28 protein-coding genes are annotated in these 24,059 nt (G+C 40.3%); 5 read left to right on the forward strand and 23 right to left on the reverse strand.

The genetic code is table 11. The annotated features are described in order from the left end of the window. Positions 1–105: 105 nt before the first annotated feature. Positions 106–957 (reverse strand): STAS domain-containing protein, encoded by an 852-nt coding sequence (locus BMW59_RS00150; RefSeq protein WP_093046993.1) that lies wholly within the window; start codon positions 955–957, stop codon positions 106–108. A 330-nt stretch (positions 958–1,287) separates the two neighbouring features. On the opposite strand from BMW59_RS00150, the gene BMW59_RS00155 reads away from it, so the two are divergent. The 3 genes from BMW59_RS00155 to BMW59_RS00165 all read left to right on the forward strand — a co-directional run bounded on the left by BMW59_RS00155 (position 1,288) and on the right by BMW59_RS00165 (position 4,065). Beyond that, on the forward strand, positions 1,288–2,241 hold the full coding sequence (locus BMW59_RS00155; RefSeq protein ID WP_093046994.1) for an NAD(P)H-dependent flavin oxidoreductase: 954 nt from the start codon (positions 1,288–1,290) through the stop codon (positions 2,239–2,241). 271 nt (positions 2,242–2,512) lie between these two features. After that, positions 2,513–2,710 (forward strand): cold-shock protein, encoded by a 198-nt coding sequence (locus BMW59_RS00160; RefSeq protein WP_093046995.1) that lies wholly within the window; start codon positions 2,513–2,515, stop codon positions 2,708–2,710. Between the two features lie 164 nt (positions 2,711–2,874). Next, positions 2,875–4,065, forward strand: a complete 1,191-nt coding sequence (locus BMW59_RS00165) for a M14 family metallopeptidase (RefSeq protein ID WP_093046996.1) — start codon at positions 2,875–2,877, stop codon at positions 4,063–4,065. A 288-nt stretch (positions 4,066–4,353) separates the two neighbouring features. Here BMW59_RS00165 and BMW59_RS00170 read toward each other — a convergent pair whose 3' ends face one another. The 16 genes from BMW59_RS00170 to BMW59_RS00245 all read right to left on the reverse strand — a co-directional run bounded on the left by BMW59_RS00170 (position 4,354) and on the right by BMW59_RS00245 (position 14,345). Continuing rightward, positions 4,354–5,139 (reverse strand): ABC transporter permease, encoded by a 786-nt coding sequence (locus BMW59_RS00170; RefSeq protein WP_245732881.1) that lies wholly within the window; start codon positions 5,137–5,139, stop codon positions 4,354–4,356. Beyond that, positions 5,136–6,080 carry an ABC transporter ATP-binding protein gene (locus BMW59_RS00175; protein WP_093046997.1) on the reverse strand — a complete coding sequence of 315 codons (945 nt, stop codon included), beginning with the start codon at positions 6,078–6,080 and terminating at the stop codon, positions 5,136–5,138. The genes BMW59_RS00170 and BMW59_RS00175 overlap by 4 nt, the downstream gene beginning before the upstream one ends. A gap of 496 nt (positions 6,081–6,576) precedes the next feature. Beyond that, positions 6,577–6,762 carry a hypothetical protein gene (locus tag BMW59_RS00180; protein ID WP_093046998.1) on the reverse strand — a complete coding sequence of 62 codons (186 nt, stop codon included), beginning with the start codon at positions 6,760–6,762 and terminating at the stop codon, positions 6,577–6,579. Between the two features lie 44 nt (positions 6,763–6,806). Further along, on the reverse strand, positions 6,807–7,133 hold the full coding sequence (locus BMW59_RS00185) for a gas vesicle protein (protein ID WP_093046999.1): 327 nt from the start codon (positions 7,131–7,133) through the stop codon (positions 6,807–6,809). Between the two features lie 53 nt (positions 7,134–7,186). Next, positions 7,187–7,504, reverse strand: a complete 318-nt coding sequence (locus tag BMW59_RS00190; RefSeq protein ID WP_093047000.1) for a gas vesicle protein K — start codon at positions 7,502–7,504, stop codon at positions 7,187–7,189. Next, positions 7,505–7,744, reverse strand: coding sequence for a gas vesicle protein (locus BMW59_RS00195; protein WP_093047001.1), 240 nt, complete (start codon positions 7,742–7,744; stop codon positions 7,505–7,507). Positions 7,745–7,776: 32 nt separating this feature from the next. Next, positions 7,777–8,628, reverse strand: coding sequence for a GvpL/GvpF family gas vesicle protein (locus BMW59_RS00200; RefSeq protein WP_093047002.1), 852 nt, complete (start codon positions 8,626–8,628; stop codon positions 7,777–7,779). 35 nt (positions 8,629–8,663) lie between these two features. Further along, complete coding sequence (locus BMW59_RS00205; protein WP_093047003.1) at positions 8,664–8,921, reverse strand: gas vesicle protein GvpG; 258 nt, start codon at positions 8,919–8,921, stop codon at positions 8,664–8,666. After that, on the reverse strand, positions 8,918–9,679 hold the full coding sequence (locus BMW59_RS00210) for a GvpL/GvpF family gas vesicle protein (RefSeq protein WP_093047004.1): 762 nt from the start codon (positions 9,677–9,679) through the stop codon (positions 8,918–8,920). The genes BMW59_RS00205 and BMW59_RS00210 overlap by 4 nt, the downstream gene beginning before the upstream one ends. A gap of 26 nt (positions 9,680–9,705) precedes the next feature. Continuing rightward, the gene (gene gvpN, locus BMW59_RS00215) at positions 9,706–10,815 is read right to left on the reverse strand and encodes a gas vesicle protein GvpN (RefSeq protein WP_245732882.1); all 1,110 of its coding nucleotides are present in this window, start codon (positions 10,813–10,815) and stop codon (positions 9,706–9,708) included. A 5-nt stretch (positions 10,816–10,820) separates the two neighbouring features. Next, the gene (gene gvpO, locus BMW59_RS00220) at positions 10,821–11,096 is read right to left on the reverse strand and encodes a gas vesicle protein GvpO (protein WP_093047005.1); all 276 of its coding nucleotides are present in this window, start codon (positions 11,094–11,096) and stop codon (positions 10,821–10,823) included. Positions 11,097–11,176: 80 nt separating this feature from the next. Beyond that, positions 11,177–11,446: a gas vesicle structural protein GvpA gene (gene gvpA / locus BMW59_RS00225; protein WP_093047006.1), complete on the reverse strand. Its 270-nt coding sequence runs from the start codon at positions 11,444–11,446 to the stop codon at positions 11,177–11,179. Positions 11,447–11,461: 15 nt separating this feature from the next. Next, complete coding sequence (locus BMW59_RS00230) at positions 11,462–12,040, reverse strand: YtxH domain-containing protein (RefSeq protein ID WP_093047007.1); 579 nt, start codon at positions 12,038–12,040, stop codon at positions 11,462–11,464. Between the two features lie 159 nt (positions 12,041–12,199). Further along, the gene (gene gvpU, locus BMW59_RS00235) at positions 12,200–12,592 is read right to left on the reverse strand and encodes a gas vesicle accessory protein GvpU (RefSeq protein WP_093047008.1); all 393 of its coding nucleotides are present in this window, start codon (positions 12,590–12,592) and stop codon (positions 12,200–12,202) included. 48 nt (positions 12,593–12,640) lie between these two features. Continuing rightward, entirely contained in the window at positions 12,641–13,705 is a 1,065-nt protein-coding gene (gvpT, locus tag BMW59_RS00240) for a YtxH domain-containing protein (RefSeq protein ID WP_093047009.1), read from the reverse strand. Between the two features lie 49 nt (positions 13,706–13,754). Beyond that, entirely contained in the window at positions 13,755–14,345 is a 591-nt protein-coding gene (locus tag BMW59_RS00245) for a YtxH domain-containing protein (RefSeq protein ID WP_093047010.1), read from the reverse strand. A 793-nt stretch (positions 14,346–15,138) separates the two neighbouring features. Here BMW59_RS00245 and BMW59_RS00250 point away from each other — a divergent pair. Beyond that, positions 15,139–17,178: a bifunctional 2',3'-cyclic-nucleotide 2'-phosphodiesterase/3'-nucleotidase gene (locus BMW59_RS00250; RefSeq protein WP_093047011.1), complete on the forward strand. Its 2,040-nt coding sequence runs from the start codon at positions 15,139–15,141 to the stop codon at positions 17,176–17,178. A gap of 62 nt (positions 17,179–17,240) precedes the next feature. On the opposite strand, the gene BMW59_RS00255 is transcribed toward BMW59_RS00250, so the two are convergent. The 5 genes from BMW59_RS00255 to BMW59_RS00270 all read right to left on the reverse strand — a co-directional run bounded on the left by BMW59_RS00255 (position 17,241) and on the right by BMW59_RS00270 (position 21,381). Beyond that, positions 17,241–18,380, reverse strand: a complete 1,140-nt coding sequence (locus BMW59_RS00255; RefSeq protein WP_093047012.1) for a YibE/F family protein — start codon at positions 18,378–18,380, stop codon at positions 17,241–17,243. A 257-nt stretch (positions 18,381–18,637) separates the two neighbouring features. Continuing rightward, positions 18,638–18,772, reverse strand: coding sequence for a hypothetical protein (locus BMW59_RS22135; protein WP_281244183.1), 135 nt, complete (start codon positions 18,770–18,772; stop codon positions 18,638–18,640). Positions 18,773–18,846: 74 nt separating this feature from the next. After that, positions 18,847–20,070 (reverse strand): DUF418 domain-containing protein, encoded by a 1,224-nt coding sequence (locus BMW59_RS00260; RefSeq protein WP_093047013.1) that lies wholly within the window; start codon positions 20,068–20,070, stop codon positions 18,847–18,849. Positions 20,071–20,129: 59 nt separating this feature from the next. Next, positions 20,130–20,864, reverse strand: a complete 735-nt coding sequence (locus BMW59_RS00265) for an HAD family hydrolase (protein ID WP_093047014.1) — start codon at positions 20,862–20,864, stop codon at positions 20,130–20,132. Beyond that, on the reverse strand, positions 20,842–21,381 hold the full coding sequence (locus BMW59_RS00270) for a GNAT family N-acetyltransferase (RefSeq protein ID WP_245732883.1): 540 nt from the start codon (positions 21,379–21,381) through the stop codon (positions 20,842–20,844). Before BMW59_RS00270 ends, BMW59_RS00265 begins: the two co-directional genes overlap by 23 nt. A gap of 226 nt (positions 21,382–21,607) precedes the next feature. Here BMW59_RS00270 and BMW59_RS00275 point away from each other — a divergent pair, with 226 nt between their 5' ends. Further along, positions 21,608–22,411 (forward strand): LysM peptidoglycan-binding domain-containing protein, encoded by an 804-nt coding sequence (locus BMW59_RS00275; protein ID WP_093047015.1) that lies wholly within the window; start codon positions 21,608–21,610, stop codon positions 22,409–22,411. A 138-nt stretch (positions 22,412–22,549) separates the two neighbouring features. On the opposite strand, the gene BMW59_RS00280 is transcribed toward BMW59_RS00275, so the two are convergent. Beyond that, positions 22,550–24,034: a phytoene desaturase family protein gene (locus tag BMW59_RS00280; RefSeq protein ID WP_177174125.1), complete on the reverse strand. Its 1,485-nt coding sequence runs from the start codon at positions 24,032–24,034 to the stop codon at positions 22,550–22,552. Positions 24,035–24,059: the final 25 nt, after the last annotated feature.

The raw sequence follows: 24,059 nt of genomic DNA on the forward strand, positions 1-24,059 counted from the left end.
CTGAGTAAGGCAGCACGAAAGAGGCATGAATCCAGTAAAATACTGGTTTCATGCCTCTTTAGAATGCCCGCTTTACTTTGCAGGCTCCTTTAAAGTTTTTATACTTTAAATATCTTTACAAACTCCATAATCTATTAAAGCTTGTCTTAAATTGCTGACTATTTTAAAATGCTTTATTTCAATACCTAATGACACGATCGTTTGTGCCGTTTCCGGTCTTAAACCGCTCAGAATAGGACTCACCCCAAGAATTTTTAAAGTTTTCATCAGATCAGACAGCCTGCTGGCAACAAAAGTATCCATGACAAGTACTCCGGATAGATCTATAAAAATAAGTTCAAGTTTGTGGCTCATCGCATCCCTGACAACTGTATCCATCAAAACAGCCGATCTGTCTTCATCGAGATGTCCGATAAGCGGAAGTACAGCAATCCCTTTAGAAATGGGCACAACGGGAGCTGACAATTCTTTAATAAAATCGTGGGAGGCTTTTATTTTTTCCTCATGATCTTCGATAAATGCGGCTGTAAAAGCATACGCTGCCTCATCCAGAAAGTCATTCAGAATAAGAGAAGATTTAAAAACCGTATCAGAGGCTACCTTTCTCTTTTTCGAGAAATCTTCTATAAATTCCCATAAAATTTTCCGGTAAACTTTAGTCACTGGTAAAAGATCAGTCAGACTTGCCCCTTTGGAGACGCCATATTTACCGAGTTTTTTAGCCCACTCTTCAACCAAATAACTGCTTCCATTATCAGAGAAAGCCTTTCCGCAAATTTCGATTACTTCAAGCCTTCTTTCATACAGCTCTTCCTCCAAGGGGGCATATGAGGCCTTTTCTGAACCGGAATGAGAAAAAAGTGAATCGACGATCCATTCTTTATTTCCTCTAATCTCCTTTCCAATCTGCTCCAGATCTTTTATGACTTGAGCGTTTTCTATATTGTATTTTTTCATAACAGCTCCAACTCCTAAAATTAAACACACGTTCTTTAATTTCAAGTAAGTTATTTTTTGTAAAAACTTCTTTCTGATCCCCTTCTGTACTCTTTTCACAGAGCTAATTCTACTAGTAATCTAAAGCCTGCGCAACTTCTTTCACACATTTGTTTCTTATAAAATGCCTAATTGTTTAACCCACTGACATATTTCGTTTAAATTTTATGAAACTTTTGTGAATAATTATCTAATATTAATACCTGATACTAATTTTCCCGGTAATTATGCCCCTTTATATGGTACACTTTAGTGGTTCTTCTGATTAATTAACAGCAAAGGGTGAGTTAAATGAAGTTACCAGAACTTAAAATTGCACACATGAGACCGAAACTGCCAATTCTTCAAGGCGGAATGGGAGTACGGGTTTCTCTAAGCAATTTAGCTTCAGCGGTCTCTAATGCAGGGGGAATAGGGATCATTTCAGGCACAGGCATTTCTGCTGATGAACTGAAATCACATATTCGTAAAGCAAGGGAAAAAACAAAAGGGGCCGGCTATATTGGAGTCAATGTCCTCTACGCGATGACTGATTTTGCAGAAACTATGAAAGCCGCTATGGAAGAGAAAGTGGATTTTATTATTTCAGGGGCTGGGATTTCAAGGGATATGTATAATTGGGGAAAACAATCTAATACTCCTGTGGTATCAATCGTTTCATCGGCTAAATTAGCTAAAATGTCCCAACGTCTCGGGGCTGCAGCTGTAGTAGTGGAAGGAACAGAAGCAGGCGGCCACCTTGGAACGGATCGGCCTCTGTTTGACGTTTTACCTGAGGTCGTAAAAGCAGTGGACATTCCTGTCATCGCTGCAGGAGGGATAATAGACGGTAAAGATGTCCGGCGGGCTATCGAAGCCGGGGCTTCAGGTGTGCAAATGGGTACACGCTTCGTAGCCAGTGAAGAGTGTGATGCCCCTCTTTCATTTAAAGAAAAATATCTAAAAAGTAAAGACACTGTATTAATTGATTCAGTTGTCGGTCTAAAAGGCCGTGCTGTACCAAATAATTTCACTGAAAAAATCAGCAATCAACAACGTTTGAAAATCGATAAATGCGTTTCTTGTTTAAAAAAATGCTCGCACCGTTTTTGTATTTATGATTCGCTGCTTAAATCTGTTGGCGGTGATTCAGAGGAAGGCCTTATCTTCAGCGGCGCCCGGGTTGGCGAAATTAAAGACATCCTACCTGTCGAGAAGATTTTAAATAATATCCAAAAGGAATATTATCAGGCTCAAACTGTTTAAATGCTAAGAAAACACAGTTGCTGATCCCATTGGAAGCTCTTGAAACGACCAAGGCCCTCTTTGGCGAAGACCTTAAAAAAAGATTTTTTTGGAAAAAAACTCATTTACAGCTATCTTTATAGCTGAAGGCATGCTATACTAGGAATCACTGGTTGACGTTCGGATATGACTGATAGAGAAATACTTTAACGAGTGATTTTCCTCTTGAACGAATAAATGAAGAGCTCAATAGTAATAATTCGCGGGAAAATCCGCACAGGAGGAATTTCTAATGACACAAGGTACAGTAAAATGGTTTAACGCAGAAAAAGGTTTCGGTTTCATCGAAGTTGAAGGACAAGACGACGTATTCGTTCACTTTTCCGCTATTCAAGGTGAAGGTTTCAAATCTCTTGAAGAAGGTCAAGCTGTAACTTTCGATATCGAACAAGGACAACGTGGCCCACAAGCTGCTAACGTTCAAAAGTAATAATATAAAAGGCCCTCAGCAGGGCCTTTTTATTTTGGTTATTTATTTTCCTCTTTTCATACCCCCTTCATCCTGTATCTTCCTATATTTATATCCTGCTGATTATAATATCGCTCTGCTTTTCATACATTTTAAAATAATCCTACAGCAAGGGAGATTAATGTATGAATATAAGAGTACGCCGCGGCGATAGTTTTTGGTATTACAGCCAGCTTTTCGATATCCCGTTAAATTTAATTGCCGATTCTAATCCGGGTGTCTCCCCCACCGCTTTGCAACTAGGTCAAATAGTCAGAATACCAGGCTATTATGTTACTTTTTACACGATACGGCCTGGTGATACTTTTTGGAGACTAGCTAATCGGCTGGGTTTGAACATGGATATGCTTTATCTTTTAAATCCAGCGGTTAACCCGCTTGCTCTTCAGGTCGGCCAGGTCCTTAACGTGCCTGTCAGAGTAGTAAATCCGGTTGTAAGAGGCAGAAGGCCCTATACTTCTGCTGCTTTAACTGCTGATATCAGCCAGCTTATTGAGATTTATCCTTTTTTAAGATCGCGTAAGATAGGCAATTCCGTTATGGGGAAAAACCTGATTGAACTTCAAGTGGGGAGAGGTGCAAAAAGAGTTCATATGAACGGTTCGTTTCATGCAAACGAGTGGATTACGTCTCCTGTTTTAATGCAAACTTTAAACACATATTTATTAGCACTGACTAATAGAAGCGACATACGAGGACTCTTTGTGTCTCCATTCTATGAATCTGTCCTGTTGTCAATCGTACCTATGGTGAACCCCGACGGCGTTGACTTAGTTATAGAGGGACCACCTTCTCAGGAACCCTATCGGACAAATGTGTTGGCAATAAATCAAGGTAATCCTGACTTTTCAGGATGGACTGCGAATATTCGCGGAGTGGACTTAAATAATCAATATCCTGCTCTATGGGAGGAAGAAGCAGCAAGAAAACCAGACCAGCCATCTCCAAGGGAATTTCCCGGTGAAGCTCCTTTAACTGAGCCGGAAGCTATTGCATTAGCTGATTTAACAGCTGAATCTGATTTTGACCGGGCACTTGCCTACCACACACAAGGGAAAGTTATTTATTGGGGTTTTCAAGGGCTTGAGCCGCCTGAATCACAGACACTTGTCAACGAATATGCCCGGGTAAGCGGATACCGCCCAATCCGTTATGTTGACAGTTTTGCAGGATATAAGGACTGGTTTATCCAGGAATGGAGACGGCCCGGGTTTACCGTAGAATTAGGCAGGGGAGTCAATCCTTTGCCCCTCAATCAGTTTGATCAAATATATGAAGAAAATCTGGGGATATTTCTCGTTAACTTAATCAGGTAATTTAATAAGGAATAAAGACTTCGTGGCCCACTCCATGGAGTCTTTATTTATGGATACTATAAAAATAAGGGATTGGACAGGATAGCCGCTGACTTAATTACCCCTCTTCAATCAGCTGAACTGATTAAAGAAAAAGCCAGAAAGTCGGTCAAAAGAATTCATGCCTTTTGATAAATTAAGTTGCTCATATAAATATTATGTTAACTTATAGCGAGAGCAGTGAACTCATGCATAATTCTCCACTCAATACAAGTTTTAAAATATATAAAATTTATAATCCATCCTTTATTACTCTCTTTTGAATGCACGGGTGGCACTTCTTACTGAAAACGCAACTGTCACTATACACACAGCACCTATCACTGCAAATCCGGAAATAACCGGACCCATTACCCATCCATCGATTAATACGGCCCTCATACTTTCAAATAAATAGGTTGTCGGATTAATTATTGCCGCTGCTCTTAGCCAAGGTGCCTCAATAAGTTCAAGAGGAACGAATGTTGTGCTTAAAAAGATCAGTGGGAAAAAAATCAAGGTCCCGGCCTGTGCTGCTTGGGCGTTTTTTGTTTTAAGAGCAATCGCAACAGAATAACCAGCAAATGCCAGGCCCCAGCCGACTGTCAGTAACAAAATGACAAGCACTCCTCCTGGCCCGGCCTCTACTTTTAAACCTAGTAAAAATGCTATTCCAAGTATAATTAGTGTCTGTACTATTAACTGGAGCATTCCTGCAATAGTAGGTCCGAGGACAATTGCGAGCCTCGTCACAGGTGTTTGAAGCAGCCTGGCAAAATAACCCGATTCCAGATCACGAACAAGGGACTGACCGGCCCCGCCGGCTCCTCCGACTGCTGCCGAGACAATTGAAACTGGCAGAATAAAAGATAAGTAATCAGCTCCTCCAAACTGTGGAAGCTGGGCTATCCCGCTTAAACCGCCTGTATAAACGAGAAGGAAAAATAAACTGATAAACAAGTTTGGGATGAAAGTAAACGGGTTTCGAATCAAAACGATTAAACTTCGCTTTGTTAAAATCCAAGTATGAATCATAAATGCCTGTATGCGATTCATTCTTTTTCCTCCTCTGCAGTTACCCGTATGAACACATCATCCAACGTCGGTGAAGAAACATCCAATCTGGCAACTTCAATTTGCTCTCCTGACAGGTCTTTTAACAGTTGAACCACTTGCCGGTCAGCTTCCTGTATTGAAACGGTCACTATATTTCCTTTCTGATAGTCTATTTTACCTGACTTGCCAAGTAACCAGGCTGCTTTTCCAGCCGCTTCTTCATCTTTAAATTCAAATGTAATTAAATCGGCCCCGATCGAATCTTTTAATTCTTCAGGGGTTCCTGAGGCGACAATTTTTCCCTCATTTATAATACTGATATAATCCGCCAGCTGGTCCGCTTCTTCCAGATATTGTGTAGTTAAAAAGACTGTCACACCTTCTTTTTTATTCAGCCTTCGAATTTCGTTCCACATCGCTTTCCTGTTTAGAGGATCCAGTCCGGTTGTAGGTTCGTCCAGAAACAGGATTGCCGGTTCATGTACGAGAGTAACAGCAAGATCGAGCCGTCTGCGCATGCCCCCGGAATATTTCTTTATTTGCCGCTCCCCCTCATTTTCCAGTCCGACCATTTCAAGTAAATGAGTTGCTCTTTCTTTCGCCATCCTCCTGGTCATATGGAAAAGCCTGGCTTGATATTCAAGTATTTCTCTGCCTGTTAATTCTTTATCTAACCCTGTTTCCTGTAACACGACACCAATTTCCCAGCGCACCTTATCAGGTTCCGTTTTCACATCAAACCCGCCCACCTGAACAATACCTGATGTAGGCTCACTAAGAGTCGTGAGAATTTTTACAGCTGTAGATTTACCGGCTCCATTAGGCCCTAAAAAGGCGTAACATTCCCCTTTGTTTACTTTAAGAGAGACACCATTTACTGCAGTGAATCCATCTTTATATACTTTTACAAGGTCTTTTATTTGAATCGTTCCTTCCCCCATCCGTCTCCCCCTCTAATGTCAGATTAATATCATTACACTTGAGCACGCTTCTAATCATATTACAAGGAAATTCTGCTCTTACAACAAGTATTCACTCATGCTCGTATAAATACAATATAATTTACAAATTATAGGAATTTAACTAGTGACAAATCCAATTAAAAACATTAAAAATAAAAAATGTACCTTTTTATTTTGCCAGCTCTCCCCCAGCGAAGGCATGCACCATAGGCATAATGAGTTAGCAGGCAACAGGCTGCCTGACTGAAGTCACTTATTTTATTTTTTGTCGAGTTTCCTTCTTTAAGTACAAAAGCGAAAATCCGAAGAAATATCTTAATGATATTCCTTCGGATTTTCTTTATGGTTACTATTTTTCTCTCAGCCTTAATGTCTATTATTAAATCTCCAGTCAGCCTGGCCTGGTTTAATTAATAAAAAAATACTGAATACACAAACACACAATTCTTCACAAGAATTGTGTTAACCGGTATTATTACTGATCATGATCCTCTTTGTCCTTATTTGTCAGCCCTGTTCTTCCTCTCAGCGCGTAATCCGTCTTAATCGGGAACCCGGATTTAGTTCGGCTTTCTTCACTCCGGATTACTGTTGAACGATCCTGCGTTTCTAAATCGCTCAACAGTCTTTTAATATCTTTTAATAAATCCTTTTTCTTCATTCAGATCACCCGGCTTTCTGCAGAAAGTCTAAGAAAATTTTATATTAGCTTTCTGTTTCAGTTTCCGCACCTAAATGCTCTTCAAGCTGCTGAATACGGTTGTGCAGCTGATCGTTTTCTTCCTTAATCTCTTCAATTCTTTGTCCTTTTGAAGAATAATGAGGATCTGTTTCCCACCAGTCCATTCCAATTTCTTTCGCCTTATCTACTGAAGCAACTAATAAACGTATTTTAATGGTTAATAATTCCACATCTGCTATATTAATCTGGATATCTCCAGCTATCACCACACCTTTGTCAAGAACTGTCTCCAGCACGTCGACAAGACTGTTAGACACTGTTGATTGTTTAATAGGTTCATTATTATTCATTCTTTTCCTCCTTCTGAAATCAGCTCACTCACAAGCTCTCTTCTGAAAAACAATTAGAGTAAGTTTCCAAGTGGTCCAAGATCTATATTCAAATCGTCATCATCGAGACCGAAAACCTCTTTTAATTCTTCCATTTTTTCCTCCAGGTTCATCAAGGCCACTCCTAATTGTTCTTCTTCTTCGTCAGTAAGTGTGCCTCCTTCTACACGGCGCATAGCCTGACGTTCAACAAGTTGTCTGAGAAGTTCTATGACGGTCATGACAAGTTGCGCGAGACCTTCTTCAGCCTTCTCGGGATCAAGAGCTACTTTTCCGGTTGGACGGTGTCCTTCAGATCCTGTCGTGGTCACTAGTTCCTGTTTCGGTTGCATCTATAATACTCTCCTTTCGGATTTATCCATTTGCCGTTCGAGCTCATCCACACTCGGTTTTTCTCTCGCCTCCATCAACGTTTCAACAGAAGATAAAAGAATGCGCAAATCAAGATAAACAAGGTCTATGCCGGCGATGGAAATAGTAATATCTCCCTGTAGAACTACACCTTTATCCAGAACGGCATCCAGTATATCAAGCAGTGAGACGTCTCTGTTTTCTAATGTTTCTGTCTGCAATTGATTTCCCTCCAGATTAAAAAATGTACACCTCAGCTTTTAACTTTTGCCGATTTTGATTTGAAATTGGCAAAGTGATATGCCGGCCAAGGCCCGGTGGACTCAAACCGTAACCCTTCATTCTCTTTATCAGATTTCTCCTGATAAGTTCTTAAAATTTTCTTGAAGGAATCTACGTCATCACCAGTTTCAAGAAGATAGACACAGTTCCATGCCATATCATCCTCTCTGCCAGTGATTTTCTGGTCCCAATTTTTCTTCACTTCCGCATTCTTGCTTAGCTTTTTTAGTTCTTCATGAATCGTTTCGGTTTTTCTTTTTATATGAGCCTGAATTTCATCATTAATAAACTGATCAAGTTTCTTTCTCGCAAAGAATTGTTTTCCTTTTGAAAGATTGGAAATCTCTCTCTTTTTTTCTTCAATAGTCTGATTATTTTCCAGGACACTCTTAGAAAAAACGTCTCTGTCGGCAAATACTTTAAGATTCCACTCTTCTTTTCCTTTCACTTCTTCAAGGATGACCTTCATTTGGCCGTTATACGTTTTCATCACTTCAGAAAGCCGCCCGTTGTGCTCATAAATAGTTCCAAATTTTAATGGTAAGACAGTAAACGCCTGATGCAATCTGTTCATAAGCTCGTGATGATGGTAAGCACGCTCCTGCAGCCACTTCATATCCTCTACATTACGTTTAAAATTATCTTCTGAAAAATCATCGGCAGATACCTTGCAAATAACCGCGGCGAGTCCTTCTGTAATATAAAAATCTATGTCATGTTGGGGATCAATGCCTTTTAACTGGCTAAGCTTCTCTTTTGAAGCTTCATCTGCTGGTACAAAAGCATAAACATATATTAGTTCATTGGTTTCTGGTGTGTTCAATTTTTATTCACTCCTTCGGCTATACCTTAAGGCGGTTAACGTTCATCTTCAAGAGACTGCCTTAATTGTTCCTGTTCTATTTCTTTGGCGGTTCGGTATCTTGCCATTAATTCGTCATATTGGTTTTCATAAGCTTCCTCTGAAATTTCGTCCATTTCGAACATCATTTCTAAATGAACGAGTTTCTGCTGGATGTGGTCCACGTCATACAATTCTTTATCCACTTCTTCTTTAACTTTTTCACCAACAAAGCGGACTGTATCAAGTGGCCATGTAAATAATTTATGAATCATGAGGCATCTTCCGCTTTAATCTTTATATCTATGAAATTATAAGCGGGCCACGGGCCAGTGTACTTGAACTCAGTACGATCCTTCCATTTTTCATAAAATTCATTTACTTTTTCATCGAATTCTTTTTCTTTAGAAAGATCAACCAGAAATGACGCATTTAACACCATCCGCTCTCCGATCACTTCATTGCTTTTAGCTGCATCGGCTATTTTAGCCAGTGGGCGGAAGACTTCACGCTCAAAGTCCAGGTGAATACCCTGGACAAATTTTTGAGCGGCTTCACCGGCACGCATTTTGTCGTAATGAGTGGCCGACTGTTTTGTATCTTGCAGAGCCTGCTTCATTTTAGCTAAGTCTTCCTGATTACCCGCTTGTTCTTTCATCCAATCTTTGTTTCCGATAATTTTTAATCCAACTTCTATTTTATTTTCTATCGTTGGAAAGATTTTCTTAAATTTATCGTAAAGTCGTTTAATAAGGATTTCTGCATCTTCCTCGGATTCTAAAACATTTCCGAAACTCATAGGGATAACAGTTGTATAGGTCATTAATTCCGCTACCACCTGCTGATGGGTTTTTAAGTTCTCCCGGGTCGGATCGTAAATTTTTACAGGTGCTTGAGCAACTACCATCGCCTGGTCCTTATAAGGCACTGTGTACGTCTTAGTTGTATTGCCATCCAGTTTAACCTTTTCCTGTTTAAAATCTGCATCAGCTTTAATTACCCCGAATAAATAAACTCCCTGATCCATACTCATCTCACTTCTCTCCTTTGCCTTTCTTATTAACTTATTTCCTCTTGAAGCCACTCTTCAGCTTCTTTGGCTGAGTTTACATCTGCACACTTTATAACATGCGGGGAAAGCACATCCATACAGACTCTTATAAATTGTTCATTATCTTTTGAAATAGGTATGTCAGACTTCTGACATACCGTCGCAATCATTAAAGAAGCACGTAAACTTGGCCCGTGCTTACCCTCATTTTCACATGCTTTTCTCACTTTCGCGACGTTTCTTAATATGAGGTCTGCTTCTTTTGCCAGAACTCCTGTTTTTTCCCTGAGTATAGACCTCTCAGTTTCCCGGTCCTGGTCCATCTCTATGGTAATAAGGCGGTCCATAAGGGCATCCTGAGTATCAAACACGCCTGCATATTCTTCAGGGTTGGATGTAAATATAATTCTGAAATCCTTATGAACTCTCATAAATGACTGTTTCTGTTTTGTACCGTAAAGAGGAAGCACCCCTTCTTCAAGAACGGATAAAAACAAATTGTTTGTTTCCGGCGACGAACGCGAAAATTCATCGTATATAACTGTATAGCCTTTTTGCACGGCTTCTACAAGACGGCCGGGATGCCATTTTTCTTTTACTTCAACTTGTTTTTTATAGACTTGGCGTACAAAGTTATCAATTAGTTTATCACTTGTAAACCCTGATATGCCGCCAAGTAAATCAACGTTGTTCATCTCATGGTTTCCATGTAAAAGAGTAACCGGTCTGTCAAATTGAGCGGCAAGATGGAGAGCCATGGCTGTTTTCCCAACTCCGGTAGGCCCGGTTAAATGAAGGGGATAACCCGCCTGCAAATAAGGTTTCATGCGGCTAACCAATTTCTTTACTTTTTCAGTTTCCACAAAACCGGAACGGTCAAGGGGATCACTGGCTGTTCTTTTCTTTTTTGCCGGAACCTCTTTTTCTTCCGGTTCTTTAGCCGGCGCTTTAGTATCAGACCTTTTTTTCAATCTGTCCCCACGAGTACTAAGCGTTGATTTATTCGGACGGCTGGATGGCGCCTTTTTCCGTGATGTTCGTGCGGGCTTTTTATTGTTATCAGATCCCGCCCGGCTTCTGTTTTGTTTTTGCTGTGACTGAGCTGCTGTGTTAGCCAACCGCCTTACCTCCCTTCTTCTTCCTCACTCTTAACAGAGGTGCGTTGCCTTAATCGTATACGTTCAAAAGAGATAACATCCTTGTCTTCATCCAATTTGGCTATATACTCACCTATCAGCTGATCTCTTCCGTACCTTTTCATATATTCTTTTTCTTCTATTACTTCAACCCCTACTTCCCACTGCTCTTCTTTTTCCTGGACTGAAGTAATGCGGTGAACCGGTCTGACATGCTTTTCAAAAAAAGAACTTACTGTATCCATAATTTCTTCTAGTTTCATATATTTTCCCGCCTTTATCATAGAAATAGAAGCGGACATATGCGTGACACATATGCCGCTTTTCTGCTATTTAACTCTTACTATGCGAAATTCAACTGTTCCTGTCCTCTTCCTTCTTCAGAGGTCTCTAAATCTATTTCTCCTTGAACTTCATCTCTTAACAGGCCTACAGCTTCTGCATAGCGTAACCAAGTATCCACACTTGCAATAACTACACGCGCTTCAATTGTAATTAATTCAATCCCTACTAATGATATCCGTGCATATAAATCAATTACAATGCCTTTATCTAAAATACGGTCAATTACTTCTGCCAAGCTGGATGAATCTGTACTTTTCTGAATAGCCATTTTTACATCGCTCCTTTAAGGTTTTTTGATTTGGTCAACACCTTTAATGTCACTCGCACCTTTAATACTTGAATAACCTTTTACTTCCGAGTAACCTTTTATATCACTGGCTTTTTTAATGCCATCGTCAGAATTCCCTGATCCTCCGCTCGGATTTGTCAGTTCATTATCCTTGACTTCTTCTTTGGCATTTTCCGCCTGATCTTTAAGAGTGCCTTTTATTTCCTGGCCTCTTTCTTTTGCTTCTTCAGCTTTTTCTTTCAGCTGTTCTCCGGCTTCTCCAAAGTTTTCTTTAATTTCCTCTTTGGCATCGCTCATTTTTTCAAACGTATCATAAAATTTTTTGCCTATTGCTCCGGCCGCTGCTGCATTTTTTGTTTTTGGCATATCATCAACGACATCTTCAGCTTCCTCTTTAGCTTCATCTTTCACTTCCTCTTTAACTGCTTTGAAAGATTTTTTGACTTTTTTCCGAATATCGTTGTTTACCATTAATGCGGCACTGCCGGCAAGTCCTGCCCCTCCCGCGACTAATGCTTTTTTTGCTGTATCGCCGGAAATAACAGAATCCTGATTATTTTCTTCCTCTGCCATTTATAAGAACCACCTCTCTTTTAAAATGCAGGTCACTCACCTGATATTATGATGAATGATATTGGTGACGGGTGGTATCTATAATGCACCTCTACCCTTAAGAGAGGCGCACTTAAACATCCGAATCATTCAAGATATAATTATTCATCCTTAAAACTGCTATTCGGCAGTTACTTTTCCTAAAAAGAAACCGTCAATTTCTGTTAATTTCCCTCTCCATAAGACAGCTCCTTTTGAAGGTAGGGATTTACCTGACTCACTGAATAACTTTGCATTTTTTAAATGAACGTAATTTGTGGCAGGTGATTCCTCTTCTTTCAAAGAGTCTGCTGCTTCTTCCAGTTGTTCCCTTATGGCTTTTTCTCCGTCATCTTCCTCTGAAAATTGACCAGACATTTCTTCCAGATATTCTGCAGCCGAAATAACTGTTCCTGTTACAACAGACCCTTTAACATTCAGGGTAATTCCTGCACTGTATTCCTCGGTATTTGCTTTTTCGGTAAGCAGCTGCAGAATAGGATCAACTTCCTGCTTTTTGGATTTCTCACTCATCTTTTCACCTCTTCTGTGGCAAATTTGCTAGCCTCATTTAACTGCGGCTTATTTGTTAGATTTAGAATTACTGTTCTGTTTACGTCCTGAACCTGATTTCTTTTTCGGTCTGCCTGGACCTTTTTTAGAACCTGAGGAAGACTTATTATTCGATGAAGACTTACTTTCTTCTTCATCTTCATCATCATTGTTGTCTTCATTTTCCTCTTCATTATCTTCATCTTTTTGTTTTTCATCATCTTTTTCTTCGTTACTCTTGCTGTCATCTTCTTTTTCTTGATCTTCTTTTTCTTCTTTGTCTTCTTTGTCTTCTTTCTCTGCATCTTTTTTGTCATCTTCCTCATCTTGTGAGCCAGATGAGTTACCGGAAGTACCCGTTTCTACTTTAGTCTCATTGTCTTCTTCCTCTTCTTTCTCTTCACTGCTCTCTTCAGAAGACTCCTCTTTCTTATCCTCATCAGATTGTTCCTCTTGCTGATCTTTCTCTTCTTTTTCTTCTTTTTCGGAACTTTCCTCAGATGAGTCTTTATCTTGCTCCTCTTCTTTTTCCTGGTTCTTCTCAGAGTCCTGGTCTTTCTGATCTCCCTGGTCTTTCTCGCTTTCCTCTGATTTCTGCGAGTTTTCAGCGAGTTTACTGATCATGTCTTCGATTCTGCTTAGTCTGTCACCCAGAGCTTTATTTTCTTCTTTTAATTTTTCATAGTCCTCAGAAGATTGCTGATCTGACTGTTCATCTTGTGAAGATACTTGTGTTTCAGTTTCTTCCTGTTCAGCCTCTTCTCCAGATTCTTCATTTCCGGATTTTGACCCAAACAAACTTCCACTCTTAGTCTTAATTGTTTCGGCTGTCGATAAAGCTTTTTCTTTTGCAGACTGACCGAAGCTTTTTCCTTTCGTTTTCCATTGTTCAGTATCGAAGTTTTTGACGCTTTCTTTAATTTTATCTCGGTTTTCTGGTGTAATTGCATATCCAACCGCGGCTCCAACGATAGAACCTGTTACTGCGCGCTTCATTGGTCCAAAGCCGCCATTTTCGCTTCCATTCTCTTGCTCGTTACCGTTATTACCGCTTTCCTGCTGATCAACTTGGGTGTCTTTTTCTTCTTGTGCCATTAATGATCCCTCCATATAAGCCTGAATTTAATAGTTTTTTATAAGCTTATTATTTTGATTCTGCCAATTCTGATAACATTTTCTCGATTCTATCAAGACGTTCATTCATACTTTCGTTTTCTTCTTTAAGCTCATCGTATCCGCTTGATTCCTCTTCATTTGACTCCTCTTCATCTGTTTCTTCAGAAGAGGCTGCTGCTTCTTCCTCACCGGTATACTCTTCTTCTTCTTCTTCCGGATCCTCACTGTGTTCTTCAGCCTGAGGTGATTCTTCTCCTGATTCCTGTTCAGACTCTCCCTCTGACTCTTGCTGGTCAAGACCTAATTCTTCCTCGATTTTACCTGTCACTTTCTGACCACCAGGTACTTTATCTTCAACTTTATTGAGATAACTTGAAATCTGCTTTTTCACACTTCCTACAGCTTGTTCTGTAACCATATCCTGTACGGATTTTGTTAATTCCTGGCCAACAATTTTCATAACTTGGGAGCCGCCTACTGATTTTAAAACTTTTCTTCCTTTTTCAGAGCTGGATAGCAGCCCTGCTCCTGCTCCAACAGCACTTCCTATAAGTACATAACCTAAGGTTGATTGCCCGTTTTCTGATTGTTCATTGTTTGATTGTTCATTTTTAGCCATTAAAAATCACTCCTTAAATTAATATCTTGCCTATACAAAAGCGTATAATTGGCTATACCACAACATAAAACGTTCAAACACTGAGTGTATTTTTCTTTTAATAACTTTTAATTGGAAAGTGAATAAAACGTCGCACCAAATAATGAAATTAATGTAATTAAGAACCATTTAATGACAAAATAACTAAACAAAAAGGCCTCGGAAGAATGTTATTCTTTCCAAGACCTTTCCACAACTAGGTATTATATCCTTTTATAAACTGAGAAACTATTTGCTCATTAACATAGCACTTAATTAAAAAACCAGTCCTGTTTGCATATCTAAGCTCGTTTAATAAAGGATATGTTTATAACAATTGCGTTATAAGAATATAGGCTCCTGCCAGGAGCCAAAGCCAGACAGCCGGTCACAACCCTGGAAGTTTAAACTTCTTTTGGCGTGGCTCAGAGCCTGCTTGATTTGTAATTCCTCAATTGCCACTCTGCCTGCACTGTTTGTTCTTCGGTTCCATCGTATCCCTCCTCCCTATTACTATACCCTAAAAGGTATTTAAAACTCAAATATCCAATTCTGATTTACTTTATTAGTCTGCGACTATTATCTACACGAAGCAGCAACTTTCGAATGATTTTTATTTGTCATTGTGATGATTCTTTGGAAGTTGTTAAAAAATTTAAAAAATTATGGTAGGGTGTCACTAAGTGAGCAACTGATAGACGTCAGACAACTCACTTTCTATTTTTTTTAAAGGAGGCCAGCCGAACTATCACTTAAAACATAATGGAGGGATTTGATGAGAGAAAAAGCATTTTTCCGGACAGTTAAACGTGCAGCTATTATTGGGAGCGCTTTTATACTGTTTTCTCCCGTAACATCATTCGCTGAAAATAATGACCAGGAGTCCCATGAGCTCACAATTATGACTACAACGGATATCCATTCCTATCTTATGCCTTATGACTACATGAATGACGAAGCCGTAGATGATTACGGGTTTGTAAAAGCAGCTACACTCATTGACCAAGTCAGGGCGGAAAATGATAATACTATTCTTTTTGATAATGGTGATATTTTTGAAGGAAGTATGCTTGGAGAACTTGAGACCTTCATCGATCCTTTAGAAGAAGGGGAAACGCAGGCAGTCATTAAAGCTCTGAACGAACTCGATTATGCAGCAGCATCGATTGGCAACCATGAGTTTAATTTCGGTTTAGATTATTTGGATGAGGCAATAGAGTCTGCTGATTTTCCCTGGTTAAGCGCTAACGTCTACAAAGCTGGCACGGACAGGGAAGAACATTATTATGAACCTTATACAGTAATTGAGCATGAAGTTGATGGTAAGAGTATTGATATTGGTGTTATTGGATTTGTGCCGCCTCAAATAATGAACTGGGATAACCTCCACCTTGAAGGAAATGTAGAAGTGCGTGAAATAGTTGATTCGGCACAGCGTTATATACCCGAACTGAAAGAACAATCTGATATTGTTGTGGCTCTTGCCCATACAGGGGTTAACACAGGCGACCGTGAAACAGAGCACGCAGCTGTCACTCTCGCTGAAGAAGTGGAGGGGATAGACGCGCTGGTTATGGGACATGCCCATCAGACTTTTCCTGGTAACTCCGGTTATGATGAAGTTGATGGTGTAGATGATGAGAATGGGACTATTCACGGGATCCCTGCCGTTATGGCTGGAAACTGGGGAAGCCATTTAGGAACAATCACTCTGGAAATGACTGAAGAGGATGGAGCCTGGAATATAGTAAGTTCTTCTTCAGAAGTTACCGGGGTTGAAGGTGTTGAACAAAATGAAGATATTGTTAATTTAATTTCAGATGTGCATGAACGAACCATTGAATATATTTCGACTGTGGTAGGTTCTATATCAGAAGGTATTAATACCTTCTTCTCACTCGTTATGGATAATGAAGTGACTCAACTCGTTAATGATGCCCAGCTATGGTTTGCAGAAGATTTCTTTAGCGGGACTGAGTATGAAGAGAGAAAACTTTTGTCTGCTGCAGCCCCATTTAGAGCCGGTTATAGAGGCGGATATACAGAAGTGGATGCCGGAGACGTGACTATCGGAAATCTTGCTGATATTTATGTATACTCCAACACCCTTCAAGTGGTCGATGTAAACGGTAATGAACTGACAGAATGGCTGGAACGGTCTGCAGAAAACTTTGAACAGATTGACCCTGGCGCCGAAGAAGAACAATCTCTTCTGGCCAGCTTCTCAGCTTTCAACTTCGATGTCATTGAAGGTGTTGACTACTATCTCGATGTGACACAGCCTGTAGGCGAACGTGTAACCGATCTTACGTATGAAGGTGAACCTGTCACTTCTGACATGGAATTCCTTGTTGTAACAAACAACTACCGTGCAGGCGGAGGCGGAGACCATCTGGAGGATGCAGACCTTGTCGAAGAGCTGATTGATTTAAACATTCAAAACCGGGAAGTGATCGCGGATTTCTTCAGGGAGCATGAAGGCGATTATCATCCTCACAGTTCTATGAACTGGGCGTTGCTCCCAGCTGAAATTGACAGCGAAGTAACCTTTACCAGTTCTATTGATGGAGCTGACCATATTGACAGACTAGGACTCGAACTGGTCAGTTTTACAGGAAATCTGACTGATGACGACGATGGTGCTTACTATCAATATCATTTTGATGACTCAGCATTGGAAAGTGAAAGAGAACGGACTGATGGTGGCGAGCTGCCTGCTACAGCTTCGACTGCCCCTCTTTATACATTGATAGGAATAGCAGTCTTTATTGGAGCTTCTGCGTTACTCTTCTTCCGCAGACGCCAAACAGCCTAACGGCTAAAACCTAAAAGAAGCTGCCTCGGGGCAGCTTCTTTTATCTTTGCTAATGAATTCCTTTATGAAGTCTTTCGAGTAAGACGTTTCCAAAGAGACGGCTTGTCAGCTTCTTTCTGCAGCTTTTCTGAGTCAGCATTTTTATAGAGCAAGCCAGCTATTACGGCTGTTAATGGAATAGCATAAATTAAACCTATGCTTCCGGCCATAATTCTTATAAGTTCAGTCGCAATAGCTTCCATATTAATAACCCGGTTAAATGATACATTATGGGCGTTTAAAACGAGCAGCAAGGACATGGAAGCCCCAGTGTAAGCCAGAATAAGTGTGTTGGCCATTGTTCCCATTATGTCACGGCCGAGATTCATTCCTGATTTAATCAGCTGCCTTGCCGTCATAGCCGGATTACTTCGCTTTAATTCGTCTACAGCTGAAGCAATCGACACACCAACATCCAGCACTGCCCCTATTGCCCCAATAATCATACCTGCGAGAAGCAGACCTTGAAAATCAAAGTTGGCATTTGGCACATACATGAGCATTTGAGCTTCTTCCCCGCTGAAGCCTGTTAACCTGGTCAGCCTGGTCATCACCGTTGCAAGTAAACCGGCTAATATGACTCCTCCAATTGTTCCTAAAATAGCTGCTGTCGACTTCCGGTTAAAACCGCTTATTAACAGGACGGAAACAACTGTTATTATCGAGGCGATAACGATAGTTATAAACACCGGCGGCAGTCCGCCTAATATGAGGGGGATCAATACTTGCAGAATCAGAAAGATGGTAAAAGCCAATGATATCACTGTTTTTATGCCTTTTAAACCACCTATTAAGATTATTGATAAAGCGAAAAAGATCCCTAAATATGTAAGATAGTGATCCCGGGCCAGTTCTCTGACAAGAGCCCTAGAGATTGAACCGTTTTCACTTTCAATCCAAACCAGTACCCTGTCGCTTTCGTTAAAATAAAAATCATGCGCCTGATTCCCTGACAATGAGTGCTCAACCGTCACGGTCTCCCCTCTGAATTCCCCCTGTTCAATTCTAATTTCCATTCTTTGCAGGCCTGGTGTATCCTCTTTCATTTCGACAATTTGGCCACGCACTGTTTCCCGATGAGGGCTGCTTTCAGCATTAGAAGCAATAGGCAGTAAAATAGAACTTAAAAAAATAAAAATAAGAAAACTAATAATATATTTCATTTCAGACTCCTTTTATAAGTCGGTCTCTCTGTTATTGTAACATACAGAAAGTCTGCTTTGAGCCAACTGTTCCATGGGTTTTGAAGTATTTTTTTAAAGAGCTTACTCTTTTTTACGCAGCAGGAAATGAGTTAATAAAAGAGGGTGAACAAAAAGACATCCGCACAACATTCCTAAGATGTTGTGCGGATGTCTTTAAGTCACTATACTTTATTTCAGCCTCTTTGCCACATATAAAAGAACCTCCATTTTCATTATTACCGTTTAGCTTTTGTTTTTTCAATCTCTTTATTGTGGGAAACAGGGTGAACTTCCTGACGGTTAGGCAGACTCTCATCAGGTGTCTTGTTATTGGTCTCAGCCGCGTTTTTATTAGGCTGGCGCTTTTTCATCGTTACTTCCTCCTTCGCACTTTTATTAGCTTAGTTTGAAAAAGAAAGTCTGATATTATTCACCACATTAATGGTTACATTTTGAACGGCTGCCGTTTTCCGTAGGTTAAACTGCGCCAGATCCATTCCGCAGGTCCAAAACGGTATTTCTTTATCCATTTATTACTCACCCATATTTGGCCTGCAAATAACACCGCTGCCATCACAAGCCATATAAGAGGGCCGACTTCTCCATAAAGCCCCAGGCCGTAGTTATAAAAAAGCGAAGTCGCTATAATAGATTGAAGAAGATAGTTGCTTAAGGCTGTGCGTCCCACAGCACGCAAGGGATTGAATAATTTTATCCATTTTTCTTTCCGCATAAGTAATATGATTGAAGTCATATAAAAGAAGCAAAGTGCAGGCCCTCCTATGGCCGACCCGATAAAATAAGTCATCATATGGACAGAAACTTCAGCACCCTGCTCAAAATAACTGTAAACAAACATCACATTAAAGGGCAGGCCGACAGCCAGGCTCCACTTCCAAACTCTCTTAAAGAACGGTATATGAGAAGGTATATCTTTATATTTTTCAGTTTTCGCAATATAAACTCCAAACAAAAACATTCCCAGAATGACAGGCATCATGAAGACATAATTACTGAACATAAAAGAATAATCAGCCGCCCTCTGGCTGAATATATCAGCTGTATTCCCTGATCCGTATGCAGTAATGGACTGTTCAAGCATTTGCATGCCTATAGCCATACTTTCTGCATCAGAAGGGATTAAATCTCCTGCCATAAAGATGAGGATAGCCATTAAAGAAATGAATGAGACAGGAATAAGGATTAATAAGAACGCCCAAACAAGCACAGTTTTTGGCGTACTTTTATAAAACAACAGTAAAAAGAAACCTGTAAGAGCGTAAATAACCAGGATATCCCCATACCATATTCCAAAAGCGTGGATGATACCTATTACAAGCAGAATAACCAGACGCCTTATAAACAGGCCTTGAGGCTTTGCTGCCTTCTGTTCTGCCCTTTGAAGAAAAATTATAAAACCGAGGCCGAATAAAAAAGAAAACATAGTAAAAAACTTGGATGACGCAAAAAAATGAATGATAAATTCAGCAAACACATTCCAGCTTTCAGTCCACCAAACCACATTAGTCATTGTTAAGTAAACTTCGGGAGACGCAAAATAAGGCATATTGGCAAATAAAATACCAAGCAATGCAAAACCCCGGATGATATCAAGTTCATGTACCCGTTCTTTTGCCGGCAGTGGGGCTGAAAAAACGTTTTTTGACATACTACCTCTCCTTATTTCTGTTTAGACGAGAAAGTTTTAACCACTCTCCTTAGAATCGTTTAATCGGCTGATGAAGAGCGGAAAAGCCCTTGCTGTTCGGATATTTTTGTATACAGATCTTGAAGCGTCCCTTCGTCGTCCACCCTGTAATCCGTTGTCCCACGATCAATTACACAACCTTTTACAAGGAATGTCTTCATGCCTGCTTTTTCGGCTGCCATGTCTTCCTGCTTATCATTACCTGCCATGACACACTCTTCCGGCTGTACTCCCAACTTTTCGCTAATATGCCTGTAATACTGGGGATGCGGTTTAGTGAAATGGCTTTCTTCATATACAGTAACCAGTTCAAAAGGAATATTATTCAAACCGGCCCAGGACAAGCGGTGATAGATGGCTGACTTAGGAAAAACCGGGTTAGTTGCAACCGCTACCCGGTACCCTTGTTTAATTGCTTCTTCCACTACCTTTCTCCCTAATGGAGTAGGCTGGCACAAATACGAAAAAGTAGGAAAGACGGTTTCATAAAAGTCATCTAAAACCGGCCAGATTTTATCTTTATCCAGATCCGCCATTTTTAAAAAGTTCTCCTCAAACACCTGCTCGTTCGTTTTCTCCGGATCAATATTTGTCATCATGGATTTTGTACCGCCCCATAACGCTTCTACAAATGTATCAGGATGTACAATATGTGATACTCTTCCTGCAAGCTCTTTTATGTATGTTTCCACAAACTTATCAGTATCCATTGGGAGCAATGTCCCGTCCAGATCAAATAATATTACTTTCGCCATCAGTCATTCCTCCGTTATTTAACAGTTTCCCCATATAGTATTCATCTACAGCCCGGCCTTTAATAAAAAAAGAATGCCGCTTTAAGCCTTCTACCTCAAAACCAAACTTCTTATATAACTTTAAAGCCGCCTCATTATGAACCATTGTAGTGAGTTCGAGTCTTCTTAACCCGTGATTAACAGCCCATTTTTCAATTGCTTCCAATAAAAGGGTGCCAGCCCCTTTTTTTCTGCTGTCTTTACGCACACCCAATACCAGGTATGCGGAGTGTTTATTTTTATCTGCTTTTCCCCCAACTGCCATGAGGTACCCTGTCAGTCTACGGTTTTCTTCGGTTATTAAAATCGATGAATTCTCTGATTCCCTGAAATTTATTATCATTTTTTCTGACTGATTGGCAGTCATTTTTCTCTCCCCGGCACCGAATAGCATAAAGTCTGATTCACCGTCTATCAATTTAATGAGGGTGCTTAGCTCACCTTTATCACTCAGCTGTACTTCTCTGACTCTCATCATCTCTCTCTTCCTTTCCATACTCCCTTTAAACTTTCCTGCTATTGGCAGGTTCGATGAAATGAAGGTACATACACAACTAAAATTTTAACATAAAAAGGTAATTTATTTTATGATAAATACTCACCGCATCTGTTGAGTCATACAGACAGCCTGCTAATACATACATTTAACTGATATACCAAATTCAATGACTAATTAGAAGTTAAAAATAAAAGGGGAGATTAAATTGGCTATCCAGCGTGGAACCCACATCATCCATACAGTTAAACCGGGAGATACAGTTTACAGCCTGGCTGTAAGATATGAGAGTGATATAGATGCTATCGCTCGCGTAAACGGTATTTATCCCCCGTTTACAGACCCGTTTGTTATTTTTCCCGGGCAAGTGCTTGTCATACCAAGACTGACTGTTGATCCTACCGAGACATTTTATGTGATCCAGCCGGGAGACAACTTAACAAGAGTAGCAGACAGGTTTTCCTCTCCTGTGCCAGTCTTGGCTGGAACGAACCCGACGATCCAAAATCCGGATTTCGTTTTCCCGAACCAGCAGATTCGGGTGCCCGTTTTTATTTATGATGTAGAGGCCGGCGACTCTTTATTTTCAATCTCCCAAAAAACAGGAGTGCCAACAGGACAAATTCTGAATGCTAATATGTTTCGGCCTGCCATTTCTCCAGACTTAATTTTTGAGGGGATTAAGTTAATCATTCCCATACTTGTTTCACAAAATATATTTGTTACAGAGCCTCTGCCCGGAAGTACGATCCAAAACAACAGTCGGATAGAAGGGTATGCAAGAGCTTTTGAAGCAAATGTACTGTACAGGGTGGTTGATACGAATAACATGGAAGTAGCCTCTGAATCATTTACAACAGCTGACTTTGCAGGTCCTAATTTCGGCAAATTCCGTGACACCATCACTTTTAATAATCCGCCATCTGCCCAGGAAGGAGAATTACAAGTATATACGAGAAGTGCCGAAGATGGATCAATTCAGGACCTGGTCCAGATTAAGGTTAATTTTTAAATTGGCTCCCCTTGAATAATTTCCATAGAGAAATCTATTAAGAAGCTTGGAAGTTCTCCAAGCTTTTTCCCATCTATTAATATATTCAATATTTGTACAGGTTTATCATTTTTCCGAAGGTGACGTAAGTAAAATCTGCTAGACAAGTCTTTTCCCTGTGATTGACCTGGCAACATGAACACCCGAACTGGCGGCTCCGATAGAACCTGCTCCTGGAAAGATATTATCCCCGCAAAGCCATAAGCCATCGATTCCTGGCCGGTGACGAACAGAACGCCATAGTGCATTTTGCTTAGTCTGCGGGAAGCCCCCTACGCCACCGCTTTTTCTTTTAACAAATCTTTCCCAGGCTCTCGGTCCTCCGCTCAATACATACACGAGAGCATGTTCAGATCCAGGAGCGAGTTCTTCCAGCTTTTTCAGCACATTGTTTTTTATTTGCGTTGATTTATAATCATACGCTTCTTTTGTCTGCCATTCTTTTAAGGGAACATGTGCAGAGACTGTAATCGTCCTGTAGCCTGCAGGCGCTCTAAGAAGGTCGCCCTTTTTTGAAATAGACATAAAAAAGTGATTTCCTTCACTTGGAGGACCATCAGGGTCAAGCATAAATTGATGAAATAAGTTTATATCGTCCGGTAAGCAGTATTCTTTCACTGCCATATATACTGTATAAGTCCCCCATTGTTTTAAAGGGTCTTCTTTTGCTTTTATTTTGGGATGGATTTTACTCATTACTTCTTTCTCTAAAAGATCTCGCAAGTTTGAAAGGGGAACATTCAACACGACATGTTCAGTCTCATAAATATGCCCCCGATGATCTTCCACCCTCCACTTATCTTTCTTGTTTACGGAAACAACGTTTCTCGGCTTTTTAACGGTGCCTCCATTTTCACGTATTGACTTTATAAGTTCCTCAGCTAAACGAAATAAACCGCCTTCTACATAAAAAGCACCTTGGTGATAAATATCCAGCGCTGCACACCCCATTAATAATTCACATTCTTTATATGTCGTTTGCATACTATCCATTAAAACGCCATTGATAAAATGAATAAACGTCATGCAATTCTGAAGCCTGTGCTTTTTAATGAGTGAAGTGAGTGACTGGTTCACATAAGGTATAAGGGTTATGGAATCTAAAGAAAATCCCCTTAAAAGCGCACGGTATTCATGAAAGGATCCTGGCGGAAGAACAGGATAATGCTGCATATGATTTCTTAAAACATTACCAATCCTCCAAACTTCATTAAAAAAATTCATAATTCTAAGTGAATCCTCAGGCTCTTCTTTTTCCCACATCGTTAAAAAACGGGCTCGTTCCGTGTAATAGGGAAGAATACGGGATCCGATGCGCACGTCCATAACAGTTGAAAGTGGAACAGCATTGATTGTGATTCCTAAATATTCGTTCAATTTTGTATGAAGACCGTACGGTTCGAAACCCATGCCTAATGTGGCACCAACCGGGAAAGTGAAGTCTTTTCTTTGAAATTTGCCTGCACAGCCGCCCCACTCCGCTGCTGCTTCCAATAATGTCACTTGATACCCATTCTTTTGCAGTAACGCTCCTGCGGTCAAACCGGCAATCCCTGAACCGGTTATGAGGACTCTGTTCCCCATGTCTGCACCTCCCTCTGATAATTTC

Origin of the sequence: Salipaludibacillus aurantiacus, assembly GCF_900111295.1 — a bacterium.
Lineage (GTDB): Bacteria > Bacillota > Bacilli > Bacillales > Salisediminibacteriaceae > Salipaludibacillus > Salipaludibacillus aurantiacus.